At 41.5% G+C, this 16,108-nt stretch carries 17 protein-coding genes and 3 tRNA genes; 13 read left to right on the top strand and 7 right to left on the bottom strand.

The window, feature by feature from the left end:
• Nucleotides 1-7: 7 nt before the first annotated feature.
• Complete coding sequence (gene dksA, locus G496_RS0117595; RefSeq protein WP_027180424.1) at nucleotides 8-370, bottom strand: RNA polymerase-binding protein DksA; 363 nt, start codon at nucleotides 368-370, stop codon at nucleotides 8-10.
• A gap of 389 nt (nucleotides 371-759) precedes the next feature.
• Here dksA and G496_RS0117600 point away from each other — a divergent pair.
• The 13 genes from G496_RS0117600 (at nucleotide 760) to G496_RS0117660 (ending at nucleotide 12,498) form a co-directional block, all read left to right on the top strand.
• Nucleotides 760-834 (top strand) — tRNA-Gly (locus tag G496_RS0117600).
• A 7-nt stretch (nucleotides 835-841) separates the two neighbouring features.
• Nucleotides 842-916, top strand: a tRNA-Cys gene (locus G496_RS0117605).
• Between the two features lie 5 nt (nucleotides 917-921).
• Nucleotides 922-996: transfer RNA gene (locus tag G496_RS0117610), tRNA-Gly, on the top strand.
• 290 nt (nucleotides 997-1,286) lie between these two features.
• A complete protein-coding gene (locus tag G496_RS0117615) occupies nucleotides 1,287-2,120 on the top strand; it encodes a heterodisulfide reductase-related iron-sulfur binding cluster (protein WP_027180425.1) in 834 nt (277 codons plus the stop codon).
• A 263-nt stretch (nucleotides 2,121-2,383) separates the two neighbouring features.
• Nucleotides 2,384-3,106, top strand: coding sequence for a class I SAM-dependent methyltransferase (locus tag G496_RS0117620; RefSeq protein WP_027180426.1), 723 nt, complete (start codon nucleotides 2,384-2,386; stop codon nucleotides 3,104-3,106).
• Nucleotides 3,106-4,836 (top strand): YcaO-like family protein, encoded by a 1,731-nt coding sequence (locus G496_RS0117625; protein WP_027180427.1) that lies wholly within the window; start codon nucleotides 3,106-3,108, stop codon nucleotides 4,834-4,836. Before G496_RS0117620 ends, G496_RS0117625 begins: the two co-directional genes overlap by 1 nt.
• A gap of 193 nt (nucleotides 4,837-5,029) precedes the next feature.
• Nucleotides 5,030-5,347: a TusE/DsrC/DsvC family sulfur relay protein gene (locus G496_RS0117630; protein WP_027180428.1), complete on the top strand. Its 318-nt coding sequence runs from the start codon at nucleotides 5,030-5,032 to the stop codon at nucleotides 5,345-5,347.
• Nucleotides 5,348-5,532: 185 nt separating this feature from the next.
• Nucleotides 5,533-5,763 carry a 50S ribosomal protein L31 gene (gene rpmE, locus G496_RS0117635; protein ID WP_027180429.1) on the top strand — a complete coding sequence of 77 codons (231 nt, stop codon included), beginning with the start codon at nucleotides 5,533-5,535 and terminating at the stop codon, nucleotides 5,761-5,763.
• A 257-nt stretch (nucleotides 5,764-6,020) separates the two neighbouring features.
• Nucleotides 6,021-6,926 (top strand): DUF1385 domain-containing protein, encoded by a 906-nt coding sequence (locus G496_RS0117640; RefSeq protein WP_034633820.1) that lies wholly within the window; start codon nucleotides 6,021-6,023, stop codon nucleotides 6,924-6,926.
• A gap of 18 nt (nucleotides 6,927-6,944) precedes the next feature.
• Nucleotides 6,945-8,018: a peptide chain release factor 1 gene (prfA, locus tag G496_RS0117645; RefSeq protein ID WP_027180431.1), complete on the top strand. Its 1,074-nt coding sequence runs from the start codon at nucleotides 6,945-6,947 to the stop codon at nucleotides 8,016-8,018.
• A 62-nt stretch (nucleotides 8,019-8,080) separates the two neighbouring features.
• Nucleotides 8,081-8,935: a peptide chain release factor N(5)-glutamine methyltransferase gene (prmC, locus tag G496_RS0117650; protein ID WP_034633822.1), complete on the top strand. Its 855-nt coding sequence runs from the start codon at nucleotides 8,081-8,083 to the stop codon at nucleotides 8,933-8,935.
• A 172-nt stretch (nucleotides 8,936-9,107) separates the two neighbouring features.
• Complete coding sequence (lpxC, locus tag G496_RS0117655) at nucleotides 9,108-10,031, top strand: UDP-3-O-acyl-N-acetylglucosamine deacetylase (RefSeq protein ID WP_027180433.1); 924 nt, start codon at nucleotides 9,108-9,110, stop codon at nucleotides 10,029-10,031.
• 325 nt (nucleotides 10,032-10,356) lie between these two features.
• Nucleotides 10,357-12,498 (top strand): methyl-accepting chemotaxis protein, encoded by a 2,142-nt coding sequence (locus tag G496_RS0117660; RefSeq protein WP_027180434.1) that lies wholly within the window; start codon nucleotides 10,357-10,359, stop codon nucleotides 12,496-12,498.
• Between the two features lie 85 nt (nucleotides 12,499-12,583).
• Here the strand turns inward: G496_RS0117660 and G496_RS0117665 are convergent, their stop codons facing one another.
• From G496_RS0117665 to G496_RS0117690, 6 genes are all read right to left on the bottom strand, one after another.
• Nucleotides 12,584-13,090 carry a response regulator gene (locus G496_RS0117665; RefSeq protein ID WP_027180435.1) on the bottom strand — a complete coding sequence of 169 codons (507 nt, stop codon included), beginning with the start codon at nucleotides 13,088-13,090 and terminating at the stop codon, nucleotides 12,584-12,586.
• A gap of 168 nt (nucleotides 13,091-13,258) precedes the next feature.
• Nucleotides 13,259-14,086 carry a hypothetical protein gene (locus G496_RS0117670; protein WP_027180436.1) on the bottom strand — a complete coding sequence of 276 codons (828 nt, stop codon included), beginning with the start codon at nucleotides 14,084-14,086 and terminating at the stop codon, nucleotides 13,259-13,261.
• 5 nt (nucleotides 14,087-14,091) lie between these two features.
• Complete coding sequence (locus G496_RS0117675) at nucleotides 14,092-14,502, bottom strand: hypothetical protein (RefSeq protein ID WP_027180437.1); 411 nt, start codon at nucleotides 14,500-14,502, stop codon at nucleotides 14,092-14,094.
• 33 nt (nucleotides 14,503-14,535) lie between these two features.
• Nucleotides 14,536-14,865, bottom strand: coding sequence for a hypothetical protein (locus G496_RS0117680; RefSeq protein ID WP_027180438.1), 330 nt, complete (start codon nucleotides 14,863-14,865; stop codon nucleotides 14,536-14,538).
• Nucleotides 14,866-14,868: 3 nt separating this feature from the next.
• A complete protein-coding gene (locus G496_RS0117685; RefSeq protein WP_027180439.1) occupies nucleotides 14,869-15,615 on the bottom strand; it encodes a flagellar basal body-associated FliL family protein in 747 nt (248 codons plus the stop codon).
• Nucleotides 15,616-15,724: 109 nt separating this feature from the next.
• On the bottom strand, nucleotides 15,725-16,108 hold the full coding sequence (locus G496_RS0117690; RefSeq protein WP_027180440.1) for a chemotaxis response regulator CheY: 384 nt from the start codon (nucleotides 16,106-16,108) through the stop codon (nucleotides 15,725-15,727).

Below are 16,108 nucleotides of genomic sequence, written 5' to 3' on the forward strand. Positions count from 1 at the left end.
CGGAGCCTTAGTCTCCGCGATTTTTTTCTTCGTCTTCCTGCTTACTTTTGCATGCTATACAAAGGGTTGTAACAGGACGCGCCTTGAGTCTGGCGATAGATATTTCGTCACCGCAGGAAACGCAGTAACCGAAATCACCATCATCAATGCGCTGAATGGCTTTTTGAATCTTTTTAATAAGCTTGCGCTCACGATCTCTGAGCCTCAGTGTAAAGGCTCTATCAGATTCAGCTGTAGCCCTGTCGGCAGGGTCAGCATAAACTTCGCCGGATTCAGTCATATCCTCAATGGTTTCCTGACCTTTCTGCAGGATATCATTGAGCATCTTGTTGAGAGATTCACGAAAGAACTCAAGTTCTTTTTGATTCATTTAATCCTCCCATGCGAGGTAGCTCACAGAATTGTTAAAATCAGTCGACCCCGTATCGGTTTAGAAAGAAAGTGGTTGTAGCCCATTCTTACATTGAAAGTAAAGCGTAAGTTATAAAATATAAAAATAATAAAAATTTCAAAATGTTTGACAAACAATTCTGTCTGTCATAAAAGCTTTCTCCGTCAGCACGAGCTGACTCTTTGAAAATTTGAAGCGTTTTTTTTGTCTGATTTAATGGAAAATTTTATTTGCTATGAGTTTAGATTCATGGCAGAGATAAAAGTCCATTTTGACAATGACTTTTCTAAAAATATTTTTGAAAAAAAATAAAAAAAGTTGTTGACAAATAAAAGCAGCAAACGTAAAAACTGCTTCGCTTTTCGTGAGCGGGAATAACTCAGTGGTAGAGTGCAACCTTGCCAAGGTTGAAGTCGCGGGTTCAAATCCCGTTTCCCGCTCCACGAATTTGGCGGCATAGCCAAGTGGTAAGGCAGAGGTCTGCAAAACCTCCATTCTCCGGTTCAAATCCGGATGCCGCCTCCAAATTCGCGGGAATAACTCAGTGGTAGAGTGCAACCTTGCCAAGGTTGAAGTCGCGGGTTCAAATCCCGTTTCCCGCTCCAGCGAATAGTAAGCCGATCCTTAATTGGGTCGGCTTTTTTGGTTTATATATTGAGTCTTATTTTATCATCTTCTTGGTGGTTGCCACTTTGAATTTCCCCATTATATTTTCTGTGCATTGTCACGGATGAATCGATCAAAAAGTATATATTGCTGCTGGAACTATCCGGATAGGGGGATGAAGGGAATGGACGTTGTTTCCTGCATCACATCTTTCTTTAGACCTCCGTATTTAATTTGATCGATATACACTTACTTAATCATTAGCTAATTATAATGAGGTCTTTTTTTGATGCCGAAACAGATCGCCTTTGCGCCTGAGAATGCTTTTGCCGACAAAATCGCTTCTGGCAGGCCCTTCGAAAAGCAGATTGAGGATATTGAGACTTATGGCAATCATGGCGCCAGCGATATTTTGCGAAATGATGTCCTCACTGCTCATGGGATATGCAATCCTAAAAAACGTGCGGCGAATGGTATAATTTTCGGATGCTACCGTCCATTTACAACTCCGTTTCTGTTGCAGGACTACATACGACTGCTGGATGTTTTAGGCGTTGATTATACCTGGCTGGAAAAAGAGTATTGCTGCGGTCTTCCTTTAGTAACTAAGAATCTTGAAAAGGGTCTGGCACAAGGTGCCAAGTTTATTCAAAAGAACAGGGAACTGGCGGCACAAAAGGGCGCAGATAAACTGTATTACTGCTGTGTCGGGTGTGCTTCCGCAGCCAGACAAGCATCTGCCGGTTCTGACGAGTGTCATGGATATATACTGGATTTGATTCTGGATAGTATAAAGCAACGGCAGACTAAGACTGTGTCGATGAAGTTGGGATATTTTGAAGGTTGCCATACTTATTACAAGGCACATTATCCTGATGCTGATCTCGATTGGCCTAGATACCGTAATGCCCTTGGTGAGTTGGATGGTATTTCTCTTGTGGATTTGTCCAACAAGCTGTGCTGCAAACGTTCGGCTGACAAAATTATTGGTTCGGCTCTTGAAAAAGGAGTGCAGGGAATCGTTTGTCCGTGCAACGGTTGTTATAAGGCTCTCAAGGCTTCCGCACAGGATAAACTAGACATTCTGACTTATCCTGAGGTGCTTTTGTCATATCTCGGTTAAGACCGGTAAAAATATCATGCTGGAACACCCTCACTTTTTCAGGTGGAAATTTATCACCCTAAATTCGATCCTTTTGAAATTGTAACTAAATTCCCTGAAAAGAATTATTTGTTTGCCGCAAGCAGTATTACTGCGGCCTGAGTTGACCGTTAAGGAGTAAATGATTATCCCTCAACGGCATGAGGTTTAGCTAAGACATACTTTAGAAGTATGAAATTTTAGACTATAAGAACAAGTATACTTATCCTGACAGGAGAATAATTGTGAAAGATATATCTGCCATTACCAGTGCCTGGTTTGACGAGCTTCTGGCTGAAGCCAGAAGAAAGTTCGGGGCAATCAGGTTTGAAAAGGTCAAAGTTGATAATGTTGAGCTGGAAGTTGCTCAGGTTGCTGATATGCCGGCATACCTTGATAAACTGGTAGATAAAGCACGCGGCGGCAAAACAATTGAACTGCCGTTGTGGGCTAAAATATGGCCTTCTTGTCTTATCCTCGGTTTTTATCTCATGAAAATTTCTCCGATCAAAGATGCCAGGGTTCTTGAAGTCGGTGCCGGATGCGGACTTGTAGGGATGATAGCAGCTAAAAGGGGACTTGATGTTGTCATGACTGACATTGAAGATGATTCCCTTCTTTTTTGCAGACTTAACGCTCTCCGTAACGGCCTTGAAGATAAAATCACTCTAAAAAAAGTTGATTTTACAACAGACAGGCTGGGTGAAAAATTTGATTATATAATAGGCTGTGAAGTCCTTTATCAGGAAGATACTTATAAGCCTTTTGCTGAATTTGTTCAGGCTCACCTGAAGGATGTTCCCGGCGCAGAAACCGTTCTTGCCATGGATCATAAAAGGACCGGAAGACTCTTTTTTGAGACGATTAAAGATAAATATAAAATTATGCGTCAGGAAGTTCCTTTTAAAAATCCTGAAAACGGAAGTCGCGATCTTATCGATTTATACAGACTCGGAGGCCGAAAATAATGCTGGAGCTTAAATCATGCCCCAAATCATTCACTAGAGATCAGGATAAAGCTGTTTCTCCTGAAGAGACTGTCAAAAAAGTTAAAAAGATACTTGCTGAAAAATGTGACGGCGTTCTTGAGTGCACCCGCAAGGTTGATACAGGGAGACTTGGAATACCTGTATTTATCAGTGAATGCGGAAGTGCCGCCAGAGCCATTATGCCTACCAGAAAGCAGATGGGAAAGGGAGCTTCAGCTATTCAGGCCGAAGCCTCTGCCGTTATGGAGCTGGTTGAGCGCTATAGTTTTTTTTCGTTCTGGAACAATCCTGAAAATTTTGTACCAGCTACATACAGCGAAGCGGAAGAGATGTGGCCGGGGCAGGTGATTCCCATTGAGAGAATTCTTCAGTCTGTCGGTGAAGAGATGGATATTGCCAAGGCCAGAGTCATTCTTGATCTTGTGCGCTGGATGTTCTGTCCTGTCCTTAATGTCAGCAGTGGGAAAACAGAATATGTTCCTCTGGACTGGTTCAGAATTCTGAACGAGTTCAATGGGTCTTCCGCAGGAAACACCAGTGAGGAATCAATCCTTCAGGGAGCTTGCGAACTGGTGGAAAGGCATGTTTGTGCTGTAATAGATAGAGAACGGCCGGAACTCCCGGTAATTGATCCTGCAACCTGTGGCGATGAAGTTCTTCTCCGCCTTTGCAAATGTTTTGCAGACAATGGTGTCCGTCTTATATTGAATGATTTTTCACTTGGTATGCCTGTTCCCACCGTTGCGGCTACAGCATGGGACCCCTCAACTTTTCCCGGTATGAGCGAAATCGTTTTCACTGCCGGAACCTCAGCTTCTCCTGAAAAAGCAGCTATAAGGGCTGTGACAGAAGTTGCGCAGCTTGCCGGTGATTTTGAGACAGGCAGAGTTTACGAAGCTTCCGGGCTGCCAAAGTTTACTGAGATTGAGCAGACCCGGTGGTTGAGCGAAGGTAAAACTATAGCTTTGTCCGACCTTCCTTCTGTTGAAGATGATGATATCCTGACTGAGCTGAAAGCACTTGCCTCAGGCTTGATGGATAAAGGATTCACTCTCTATAGTGTGGATATAACAAATCCTGATCTTGGTGTACCGGCCAACTATAGTTTTGTTCCGGGATTTCAGTTTAGGGAAAGGACCCCTTATGCCAGCCTTGGACTGTTTACCGGTAGAATTTTATCTGAAAAGACTTCCATTGATTTAGCTGGTGAAGGCCTTGATATAATCGCTGATATTTATGGAGAAAAGGCTTATTTTATCCCGTTTTTTGAAGGAATGCTTGCTCTGCGCAGTGGGGAAGCCGACAGCGCAGTAGGCTTTTTTGAGAAAGCGGAAAAACTCCAGCCGGCTGATGAGGAAAGGGCTCTGGCAGCTTTCTATGCAGCTTATTCCTTGTCTGTTCAGGAAAAATGGCCTGAAACTGTACCATTTCTGGACAGAGCCATTGAGCTTGACGATCAGGCCAAAGAATACTTCAATTTGAGGGGTGTTGCCAAATTTAAAAGCGGCAGCTACGAAATTGCGGCTGAAGATTTCAAGGCAGCTCTTGCTCTTGACAGTGGCTCGGCTTCGGATCTTGCAAATCTCGGATTATGTCTTAAATTTATGGGCAGAACCGATGAAGCCCGTGAGTATTTAGCAACGGCTCTTGATCTTGATCCTGCTCTTGATTATGCCCGCGCGCATCTTGAAAAACTTGAGCAAAACTAATTCTGTTCAGCGCGGTTATTGTGGGTATGTATTGACACAAACCCGTTGAGGTATTATTACTTCTCAACTATACGGATTTTTGCTGACAATACAAAATAGTTGTGAAACAGCGGATCGCTGTTTTTGGATATGGTAGGTCCGGAAAGGGCCTTTTGGCTGATAATACCTATATTGAATCCTAGGAGGATCTCAAATGGCACAGGTAGAATACGAAGGTAAATCCTTTGAAGTTGATGAAGACGGTTTCCTTTTGAAGTTTGAAGACTGGGCTCCTGAATGGGTTGACTACGTTAAAGACAGCGAAGGAATCAAAGAAATCAGCGACGAACATCAGAAAGTTCTCGACTTTCTGCAGGACTACTACAAGAAAAACGGTATCGCTCCTATGGTTCGTATCCTTTCCAAGGTTACTGGCTACAAGCTGAAACACATCTACGAACTTTTCCCCTCCGGACCCGGTAAGGGAGCTTGTAAGATGGCTGGTCTGCCCAAGCCCACCGGTTGTGTATAGCAATTGGCTTAAAGCAGATTTTACGGGCGAAACCATCCGGTTTCGCCCTTTTTATTGAAAAAAACAAAGTTCGTTTGTTATCCGGCAGCAACAAATTTTATTTGAACGGCAATAAAGCCTTGCAAATTGTTGACAGTGGGGATATAGGGCTTTGTTTCCACGGAAAACAAAGACAGGAGAACGTCATGAAAAAAGATATCCATCCCAAAGTTTACAAAGCAAAAATTCGCTGCCACTGCGGCTACGAAAGTGAAGCATATTCAACAAAGGGTGAAGAAGTAAGCGTAGAAATCTGCTCAAACTGCCATCCTTTTTACACCGGTAAACAGCGTTTTGTTGATACCGCCGGTCGTATCGATCGCTTCAAGAAAAAATATGCCGGATTTGACGCAAGCAGCAAAGCAAAAGGCAACTAGCCCGTTTTTCGCGGTCATGGCCGCTGGACATGCCTCTGTCCGTTTTCCGGGCGGAGGCATGTTGCTTTTTCGGCTGAATAAAGATTTATTCTTTTAAGCATTACAGGTGACTGTAATCTTTTTAGCGCAGCCGATCCCTTTTTATTCGTAAATGACTTGCCTGCTCCAATGTTTGTGACTAGTTTTCAAGCATGGAACATGTATCTAACCAGTCTGAAAAAAGAGGAAAACGGGTTTTGTTGAAGTCATCCCTTCTCATGTCCGCCGCCAAAACCGTTGGCGGTCAGGCCGTTATAGAGGGCGTTATGATGCGCTCTAAAAAAAATCTGGCCATAGCTGTTCGTCGTCCCAATGGAGAAATAGTTGTTGAAGAACGCCCGTGGTTCTCAATGACTCCCGCATTTCTTAACAAGCCTTTTATTCGAGGCTTTCCAATATTTCTGGAAACAATGGTCAACGGCGTAAAAGCGTTGAACTACTCCGCAACACAGGCCCTTGATGAAGAAGAGGATGGAGAACTCACCAGTTTTCATCTTATTCTTACCATGATTGTCGCTATCGGTGCTGCTCTGGGACTTTTTGTTGTCCTGCCGCATTTTTTCAGCATCGGCATGGAGTGGCTTGGCTTTTCCGGAGATGTTGACAGTTTCAGTTTTCATATCTGGGATGGCGCTTTTAAAATGGCGATGTTCATAGGCTATATTCTTTCAATTTCTTTTGTGCCTGATATCAAGAGAGTCTTTCAGTATCATGGAGCTGAGCACAAGGTTATATGGGCTTATGAATCCGGTAACGATCTGACACCGGGGTCTGCTAAAACTTTCAGTCGCCTTCATCCCCGCTGCGGAACAGCTTTTCTGCTGTTTGTTCTGGTCGTGAGTATTCTTCTTTTTACTATCTTTGTTCCGCTGATTGTTGAAATCTGGGCTCCTGAACATTTCATAGTAAAGCATCTCTATATTGTTGGAATCAAGCTCATTATGATGGCACCGATCAGTGCCATAGCCTATGAATTGATTAAGGCCGCAGGTAAAAATGTCGGCAATAGATTTTGTAAGGTTCTTTGTCTGCCCGGAATGGGTATGCAGTTGCTGACAACCAAAGAGCCTGACGAGCAGCAGCTTGAAGTGGCTATAGCCGCACTGAATCATGCTGTTCGCTAAGATGGAGGCTGTTAATATATGTTTGCGAAGTTAGAAGAGATAGAGCGTTCATTTCTGGATCTTGAGCAGGAGCTTAGTGATCCGGAAGTTTATAATAATCAGGAACGCTATAGAAAAGTCACTAAGACCCACTCAGAGCTTGATCCTATTGTTAAAGCTTTTCGTCAGTATAAGACTTTAAATTCTGATCTTGAAGATAATAAGGAACTGGCCAAGGATTCCGATCCTGAAATCCGTGAAATGGCTAAAGCTGAAATTGATGAAATCAAGGAACAGCTTCCCAAACTTGAAGATGAGCTTAAGATTTTACTTCTGCCCAAAGACCCGATGGATGAAAAGAATATCATTCTTGAAGTCCGGGCAGGAACAGGTGGAGAAGAAGCAGCCCTTTTTGCAGCAGATCTTTTCCGCATGTATACCCGCTATGCTGAAGTTAACCGCTGGAAAGTTGAAATTTTAAGTTCCAGTCCAACTGGAACAGGCGGTTTTAAAGAAATCATCGCTTCAATCAGTGGTGATCATATCTATAGTAAGATGAAGTATGAATCAGGAACACATAGAGTTCAGCGTGTTCCTGCTACTGAATCTCAGGGTAGAATTCATACCTCAGCTGTTACTGTTGCTATTATGCCTGAGGCTGAAGAAGTTGATGTGAACATACGCCCGGAAGATATCCGCGTGGATGTTTATCGTTCTTCAGGTCCGGGTGGGCAGAGTGTTAATACCACTGACTCGGCTATTAGAATAACCCATCTTGAAACCGGACTGGTTGTTACCTGTCAGGATGAAAAATCCCAGCATAAGAACAAGGCTAAAGCTCTAAAAGTTCTTATGTCCAGATTACTTCAGCTGGAGCAGGATAAACAGCATGCCGAGCTGGCCGAGGCCCGTAAAGCTCAGGTAGGTTCAGGTGACCGTTCTGAAAGAATCAGAACTTATAATTTCCCTCAGGGACGTGTGACCGACCACCGTATAAACCTTACTCTTTATAAGCTTGATGCTGTAATGGAAGGGGATGTCGGTGAAATAATTGATTCACTTATTAATTACTACCAGTCTGAAGCTTTGAAACAACAGGCTCAGGATGGTTAATTTCTGATCATAACATTTATTAAGGGGAGCAGAGCTGCTCCCCTTTTTTTTAATAAACGATAATGAATATACAAGAAATGATCAGGAAAGCGGCAGCGCTTCTTGAACAGGAAAATGTCGACTCACCGCAGCTTTCCGCAAGAATTCTGGCTCAAAAAGTCTTAGGACTTGATGCTCTAGGTCTGGTTATGGAAGCTAAAACAGCAGTCAGTGACCAGCATCTGGAAGAATATGAGAGTCTTGTCAGTAGAAGGGCGACCGGAGAACCCGCCGCTTATATTCTTGCTCAGCGCGAATTTTTCGGGCTGGATTTTGAAGTAAATCCCCATGTTCTGATTCCCCGTCCTGAAACAGAAGAGATGATCGAGCTTGTACAAAAGTATTACAGTGCAAATAGCAAAATAATGTTTGCTGATTTTGGTACAGGCTCCGGTATCATTTCTATAACTCTTGCATCTCTTTTTCAAAATTCACATGGGATCGGTCTTGATATAAGTCTGGGAGCATGTTCAACAGCTTTACGCAACTCCAGAAAACATAATGTTGATGGGCGGCTCCAATTTTTACAGGCCGATTTTACTACCGATGTTATCAAAAATGGAAGTCTTGATCTTGTTGTTGCAAATCCACCTTATCTGAGTCAGGCCGAGCTTGGCGAGATAAGCAGGGAAGTTTATGATTTTGAGCCGTGTGGAGCACTTGTCGGAGGTCCGCGCGGTGATGAGCTTATTAAGAGTTCTATACCTGTCATTGCCGGGCTTTTGAAAAAAAATGCGCTGGTATTTATGGAAATAGGCTACCTGCAGGGTGAAACTGTCAAAGATCTTTTTGAAAGTGCTGATGGCGCTTTTACCGATGTTTATATCCAAAAAGATATTTCCGGGCATGACCGCATCGCTGTTGCAAGAAAACGATGAATGGTTTCCCGAGGTTGCAAAAAAACAACAGCGAAGGTTTGTTTTGTTGTAAAAATACAACCTATTGAATTTTTGGGATAAAGATTATTTTAAAAATATGTCGTAATTTCAATATGTTAAATATCTATAGAAATGTGGCATGTTAATTGCTTTATTGGAAAGTGGAGGAACTATGCTACAAACTACAATTCGTAAAACTGTAAGATGCAAAGGTATTGGGCTGCACAGCGGCAAGCAGGTTGAAATGGTTCTGCGCCCCGCAGCTGAGGATACCGGTATTCTTTTTTCTTTACATACAGGATCAGGAAGTTCTTTTTTAACTCCTACCCCGGACCTTGTTGTTGCAACCAGCCTTGCCACGACTCTTGGGAATGGCGAAGATTCTGTTTCTACAGTTGAACATCTTCTGGCTTCAGTCAGAGGTATGGGAATTGACAATATACATGTTGAAGTACGCGGAAAAGAACTGCCTATAATGGATGGTAGTGCCGGTCCTTTTGTTTATCTTCTGCGTCAGGCCGGAATCAGAAATCAGGCTAAAGATCGTAAAGTCAAAGCTATCCGCAAGGAAATTACTTTTGAGCAGGATGGAAAATTTGTTAAAGCCACCCCATATAATGGCTTTGCGATTGACTATACAATAGAATTTGCTCATCCCCAGATTGGTCGTCAGAGACTCTCTCTTGATATTACTCCCGAAGTTTTTGGTGATAATCTTGCCAAAGCTAGAACTTTCGGATTTTTAAAAGAGGTTGAATATCTCCATGAGAATGGCCTTGCTCTTGGTGGATCGCTTGATAACGCTGTAGTTCTCGATGATTACGGCATTTTAAATAATGACGGACTCCGTTTTCAGGATGAATTTGTCCGCCATAAAATGCTTGATTTTGTAGGAGATATGGCTGTCCTTAATATGCCTCTTTACGGTAAATTTGAGGTGTTCGCTTCAGGACATGCCCTCAATAACGCTTTCTTAAAGTATGTTCTTTCGCAGGGCGAAGACTATATTGAAGAGCGCGTCCTCGGCAGCGGTACAGCTAAAGCAGCCAAAAAGGTTCACGAGCCTTCAGTTGGTGCAGTTCCGGTTCCAGCATAGTTTTTTAGTTTCCAGTTTATTCAAAAGCCCGTTTATTTATAAACGGGCTTTTTTTATGCATTTGTCCCGTCTTAATATGGTTTATATTAAATGAACTGCTTTTAGAAAAAAAGAATATACATAAAGAATAAAGCTGACTGATTATTCTCAGGTCCATGAATCTGGATTAACAGTGTTGAAAGATAGAATGGTTGTCTTTTTTGCTTTAAAATTTATTCGGATTTAATATTTGAGCTTCTTTTGTGTGACGGTGAAAGCAGGGAAGTCTTGACTGGTTTGCAGCAACAGGTGAGAATGCAGTTAATTGAAACATAAGGAGATTGTAATGTTCCGGTCATTAAATGCCAGAATTTCAACAATAGTTGCTGTAGTTGTCATCCTCTCATCACTTGCGACATTGTTTTTCATAGAAAACACCGTCCAGAATGATATGACTGCCGCTCAGGGAAAAACGGCGAGAAATATCATCAGGATGGCTATACTCAACCTGCAGGAAGGGCAGCAGGCTATGGCAAGATACAGAGTTCAAGCCATGAAAGACCGGAAGCAGGCTGTAAAAGATGCCCTAATGGTTTTTGAATCGCAGCTGGATAATTTATATGATCTGTATGAACAAGGTTCTATAACCAAAGATCAGGCAATACAAAGTGTTAGAAGTCTGGTTCATAATACCAGATATTTTAATAATGATTATTTCTTTGTTTACACTGAAGATATGGTCTCTGTCGCACACCCGGATAAAGGCATACAGGGTAGAGATGTAAGCGACATGACGGATGTTAAAGGTTACGCTTTTGGTAAAGGGATAAAACAGAAGGCTGCGGAAGGCAGAGGCTCTTACCTGACCATCTGGTGGAAAAGGCTTGGAAATGATGTCCCTATCCCTAAAATCCTGTATGTGAAGTCGTGCAAAAAATGGAACTGGATTATCGGTACCGGAACTTATGTTGATGATATTGAAGCTCAGATTGCAGCCAAGAGAACAAATTTTATCGAAGAGTTAAAAAAAGGTTTTGATAAAGTGAGGCTGGCTGAGTCAGGAAGACTTTTTATTTTTGACGATCAGAAAAATATAATTGTTCCACCTAAAGGATATAGTGCTAATTTTCAGAATAGAATTAATCTGACAACAGGGAACACTATTTTACACGACCTGCGTGAGACAGCCAAAAAGAATGAATGGAAACTGGACTATTCTGTAGCAGGAGCAAACCATGAAATTGATGAGAGGGTTTCCTATGTTAAGCATTTTAAACCTCTCGGATGGTATATCGCTTCTATAGTTCCCAAATGTGAAATTGAAGAGCCTGTTGAAAATCTGGTTAAAAAGCAGGCGGCCATCAGCCTGATTATTTTGATGGTTACACTGGCGTTGATTTATTACGCAATTAAAAAAATGTGTGAACCAATAAGGAATGTTTCAAAAATGGCCCGCCTTGTTGCTAAAGGCGATTTACGAAATGCCGGTATTTTTTTCAAAGAGGTGATGGTTAATACTTCATACATAACCAGAGCTGAAGCAGGACGTAAGATTTGTGAAATCAATACTGATAATAAACGCATAGACGAGATTGGGCAGTTGGTTATCTCGTTTCATGAAATGATAACAACTCTTAATTCTCTTGTCGGGCATGTTCAAAAATCCGGAGAAATGGTTACAGGCTCTGCTGTACAGATGGGGTCAGCCATAAATCAGCTTGAAATTACCGTTGAAGATCAGGCCACAGCCACTCAGGAACTTGGAAGTACTGCGCGGGAAATTTCTTCAACCGCCAATGAACTTGCCAGAACCATGAATGATTCAACCGAGGTTGCGATCAAAACAGCCGGGCTTGCGGCTAGAGGTTTTTCTGATTTAGAGGTCATGGCTGAGAATATGCAGAAAATGCGTGAAGCCTCGACAGAGATTTTTTCAAAGCTGTCAATAATCAACTCTAAGGCTGCTAATATCAGCACCGTAGTTACATCCATCTCTAAAATATCAGAGCAGATTAACCTTTTGTCCTTGAATGCCGCTATAGAAGCTGAAAAAGCCGGTGAGTTCGGTCAGGGGTTTTCTGTAGTAGCTAGGGAAATACGCAAATTAGCTGATCAGACCGCCATGTCTACACTCGATATTGAAAAGATTGTTGCGGAGATGACTTCCGCTGTCTCTGCTGGAGTTATGGGTATGGATAAGTTCAGGCAGCAGGTCGAATCAGGAGTTTCAAATGTTGAGGACCTTGGCAGGGGAATAGGTGAAGTTGTCCATCAGGTGCATTCCCTTAGTCCTCAGTTTGAAACAGTAAATGAAGGAATGCAGAATCAGAGTGATGGAGCCGCTCAGATAAGTAAAGCAATCTTGCAGTTAAGCGAGACTGCCGTACAAACCAGAGATTCGCTCGAAGAATTTATATCCATAACTGAAAAACTCACAGAGTCCGTTTCCGGGCTGGAAGCAGAAATATCTGTATTTAAAGTTGATTGATTTAAAATTATTTTTAGTAGCAAATTAAAAATGGCCTGAAGTTGATATCTTCAGGCCATTTTTTATTGGTTTTAATAAGTCGTGATTATTTTTGATGATGCTTGATTATGGTCCTTTCAAGGGCATCAAAATCAAGAGGTTTTGGAAGATAATCATCCATTCCTGATCTAAGGAAGCGCTCCCGGTCTCCGGGCAGGGCATAGGCTGTAATGGCTATGATAGGTACTTCCGGTTCAGTTGCTCCTGAGCCTGACGATCTTATTGTTGAAGTAGCTGTCAGACCATCCATAACCGGCATCTGAATATCCATAACTATGCAGTCAAACTGATTTTCCAGAACAGCTTCAACAGCTTTTCTGCCGTCCGGCACCCCGGTGATTGAATATCCTTTTTTATAAAGATATCTGGTTATTGCCAGCAGATTTATTCTATTATCTTCAACAACTAGAACTCTTATTCCGTTTTGTGGAGGTAAGTTGGCCTCTTTTGATGACGTTAATTTATTTTCAGAACTTCCCAAATTACTCTGGGTTGAAAGGAAAAGATAGAAGTCAGAGTTAGTGCCTTGATGGTTGATGTAAAGGTTCCTCATGGCTTACTCCTGCGAGCTTATATTTTAAGGCAAATTTTATGTCTAATTATCAATATAGTTATTTGTAGCATAAATAACAATGGCGTTTTTAATGAAAGTTTAAAAAATAGCTGCTAAAAATTTGATTTCTAATCTGACTATTTTAATTAATTGATAAAATATTTTTGATTATTTAGAAATAGAATTTATAAAATCAGGTAAAATACTACTGGACTCATTTGGCGATATTTTTTCGTAACCTATGAATTCAACAGTATTATTTTTTTTGAGCTGAGAAAAATTATTTGAATTTATCTGATTTGATGAAATTAATTTAAAAGCTGCTGTCTGTTTTTTATATAAAATTTTTAATCTGCTATTGCCTGTCTGACTGTGAGTAAAACAGAATATCCCTTCATAAAAATTATCTTCTCGATTTGAGCGTTCGGTAACATTTATGAGGGCTTCATGGTTGTAACCCTCAGGAATAAGCCACGGCATATAAAGCAGTATTGAATTGCCTTTGGAGAATGAATTGAGGCTGGTAACAGAGCGCAAGACGTTAAAGAATCTGTCTGTGTGATTGCTGTCTGACAACAAGAAATTGCAAAATTGGGTGTATGTCGGAAGTTTCGGCAAGTAGTTTTGTGAAAATATTCTAAGCGATTTAGATTCAAATTTGGCTCTTGCTGCAATAAAGTCTCCGGCCGCTTCCTGAGGCGTCATTGTTGAAAAATCGTTTCCAGAGTCTGCTGTAATTTCTTTGAGAATAATATCAGGATAAAGCTGCTCAACTATGAAAGTTAAAATATCTCCGACTGACGGGGTGGACTGAATCTTGGCAAGCAGCGAAAGGTTTTCAACTTCTATCCAACCGAAATTTTGTCTTTCCCATTTCAGCAGGGTTCCACGGAGCTTTTGTCCCACCCTATATCTATTTCTAAAAATAACAGATTTTTTATTGGAACTTCCATTTTTGTGCTGATTGGAATAGTTGCCATACCCAAATATTTTCATCGGAATCAACCGCCCTGATCAATAATAAGCTCAACCTCATCAAGAGTTAAACCTGTTCCTTTAGCCAATTGGGATGCAGATTTTCCTGCTCTGTGTCCTGTCAGTATTATTTGCCTTAAAAATTGTGGTGACTTGGAAAATTCTTGAGCCTGCTTGATTATTTTTTCAAGTTTAGCTGATTTTTCTTCCAGCTGTTTATCCAGAATTGACAGTTCCGCCTGTCGCTTTTCAAATGTGTTGACAAGTTCATTTTCCAACTGAGCATTGAAATGTAGTTTATTTATAAATTCCTGCTGTTTGCTTTGCAGCTCCATCAATAATGATTCAGACTTTTTAAGTCGTATAAAAAAAAGAATAACGACAGTGAGTAGAACAAGTTCAGTCAGTGATAGCAGTATCAGTAAAAGCGTAGTCATCAGGATATCCGTTTCTACGAGTGTAATTTATAATTAAATTTTGACATTGATTATATTGCCAGACCACGGTGAAGTCTTCACTGGAGGATCATCATCTTCCTTCTTTGATTTTTCTTTTCTCTCTTTTCTTTGATCCATGGAATGCTGCTGCGCAGCACCTTCTTTATGGTCCGATATAGCATTGCTGCCATCTTTTTTTTCAATTTTCTGAATCTGTTTTTGGGCGTTTTTATTTATTTCCTGATCATTAGGATTTATTACAAGCGCATTTTGCAGTTCCGATTTAACCAGCTCGGCATTAAATACCTTTTGAACATGAGTCATTTGCGAAATGACCAGAGGCATATCTACAGGTCCGGGCATGTGTTACCTCACAAGGTATTCTTCAAAAAGAATTTCATCAAATTGACCTGCTGCAATGTATTGATTGATGACCATCAGCAGATCTTTTTTCAAAGCTTCCCCATTTTTCTTATCGGATAAGAAATTTAAATCTTTATTTTTCATATAGTAATAGACCGCATCGCGAATGGTAACTTTTTTGCGGGCATATTCGGCAACAACAAGTTCATCCGTTGTTGTCAGTGAAAATCTGGCAACAAGAAAGCGTATCGCACCTTTTTTGTCTTTGTGGTCTATCCAGAAAGGCTTCATTCGTATGAGCGTAATACCAGGCTCTTCCGGTGGCGGTGGCGGGGCCTGCTTTTCAACTGGAGGCGGTGGCGGAGTTTCTTCCTCAAGCGGGGCTTCCTGCGGCGGAGGTGCAGGCTTTTCTTCAGGAGAATCAAATATGAATACTTTAACAGCTATAGCTGAAAGCAAAAGGATTATGACTCCGATCCCAATGAAGACAAATAACATTGTCTTGCTTTTTTTCTTTTGTGGAGATTCACCAAGAGAGGGAATATCTTCTGGTTCTTCTTCGGGAAGCTCTTCTTCCTCGTCCTCGTCTTCCAGAAAAGGGGCATCATCGAGGTCAAGATCAACCTTTTGAGCGGCTCTGCCCTGTGAAGCAGATCCACCACTTTCTTCAGTCGCCATTTCAGAACTTTCTTCTGCGGCTGTAGATTGATCTATTGTTTCATCAGATTCGTCTGCGGCGAGGAAAACCATAGGCGCAACCTTTTAATTTATGGTGTATTTGCAGGCAGAAAATGTCAGGTGCACCGTGTAAAAGGATTCAGGTCTGCCGGATTTTATCATTCCGGCAGACCTTATTTTTCTATTCAAAAATTTTATTGATTTTCTGGCCGAGTGTATCAGGAGTAAAAGGCTTTACAATGTAGTTGGATACTTTTGCCTGAACAGCTTCTATAATATTTTCCTGCTGAGCTTCCGCTGTAACCATAAGGAAGGGCAGATCTGAAAATTCTTCACTTGCTCTAACCTTGCGCAGAAGATCGATACCGGTCATCTGAGGCATATTCCAGTCTGATACGATAAACTGGATGCCATCATCTTTATTGAGCATTTCCCATGCGGTTGTTCCGTCATCTGCTTCAACAATATTAGTGAAGCCGATTTGTCTGAGGATGTTTTTTACAATACGCCGCATTGTTGCGAAATCATCGACAACCAGAACTTTCATAGAATAATCAATAGCCAT

This window comes from Maridesulfovibrio bastinii DSM 16055 (genome assembly GCF_000429985.1).
Classification (GTDB): domain Bacteria; phylum Desulfobacterota; class Desulfovibrionia; order Desulfovibrionales; family Desulfovibrionaceae; genus Maridesulfovibrio; species Maridesulfovibrio bastinii.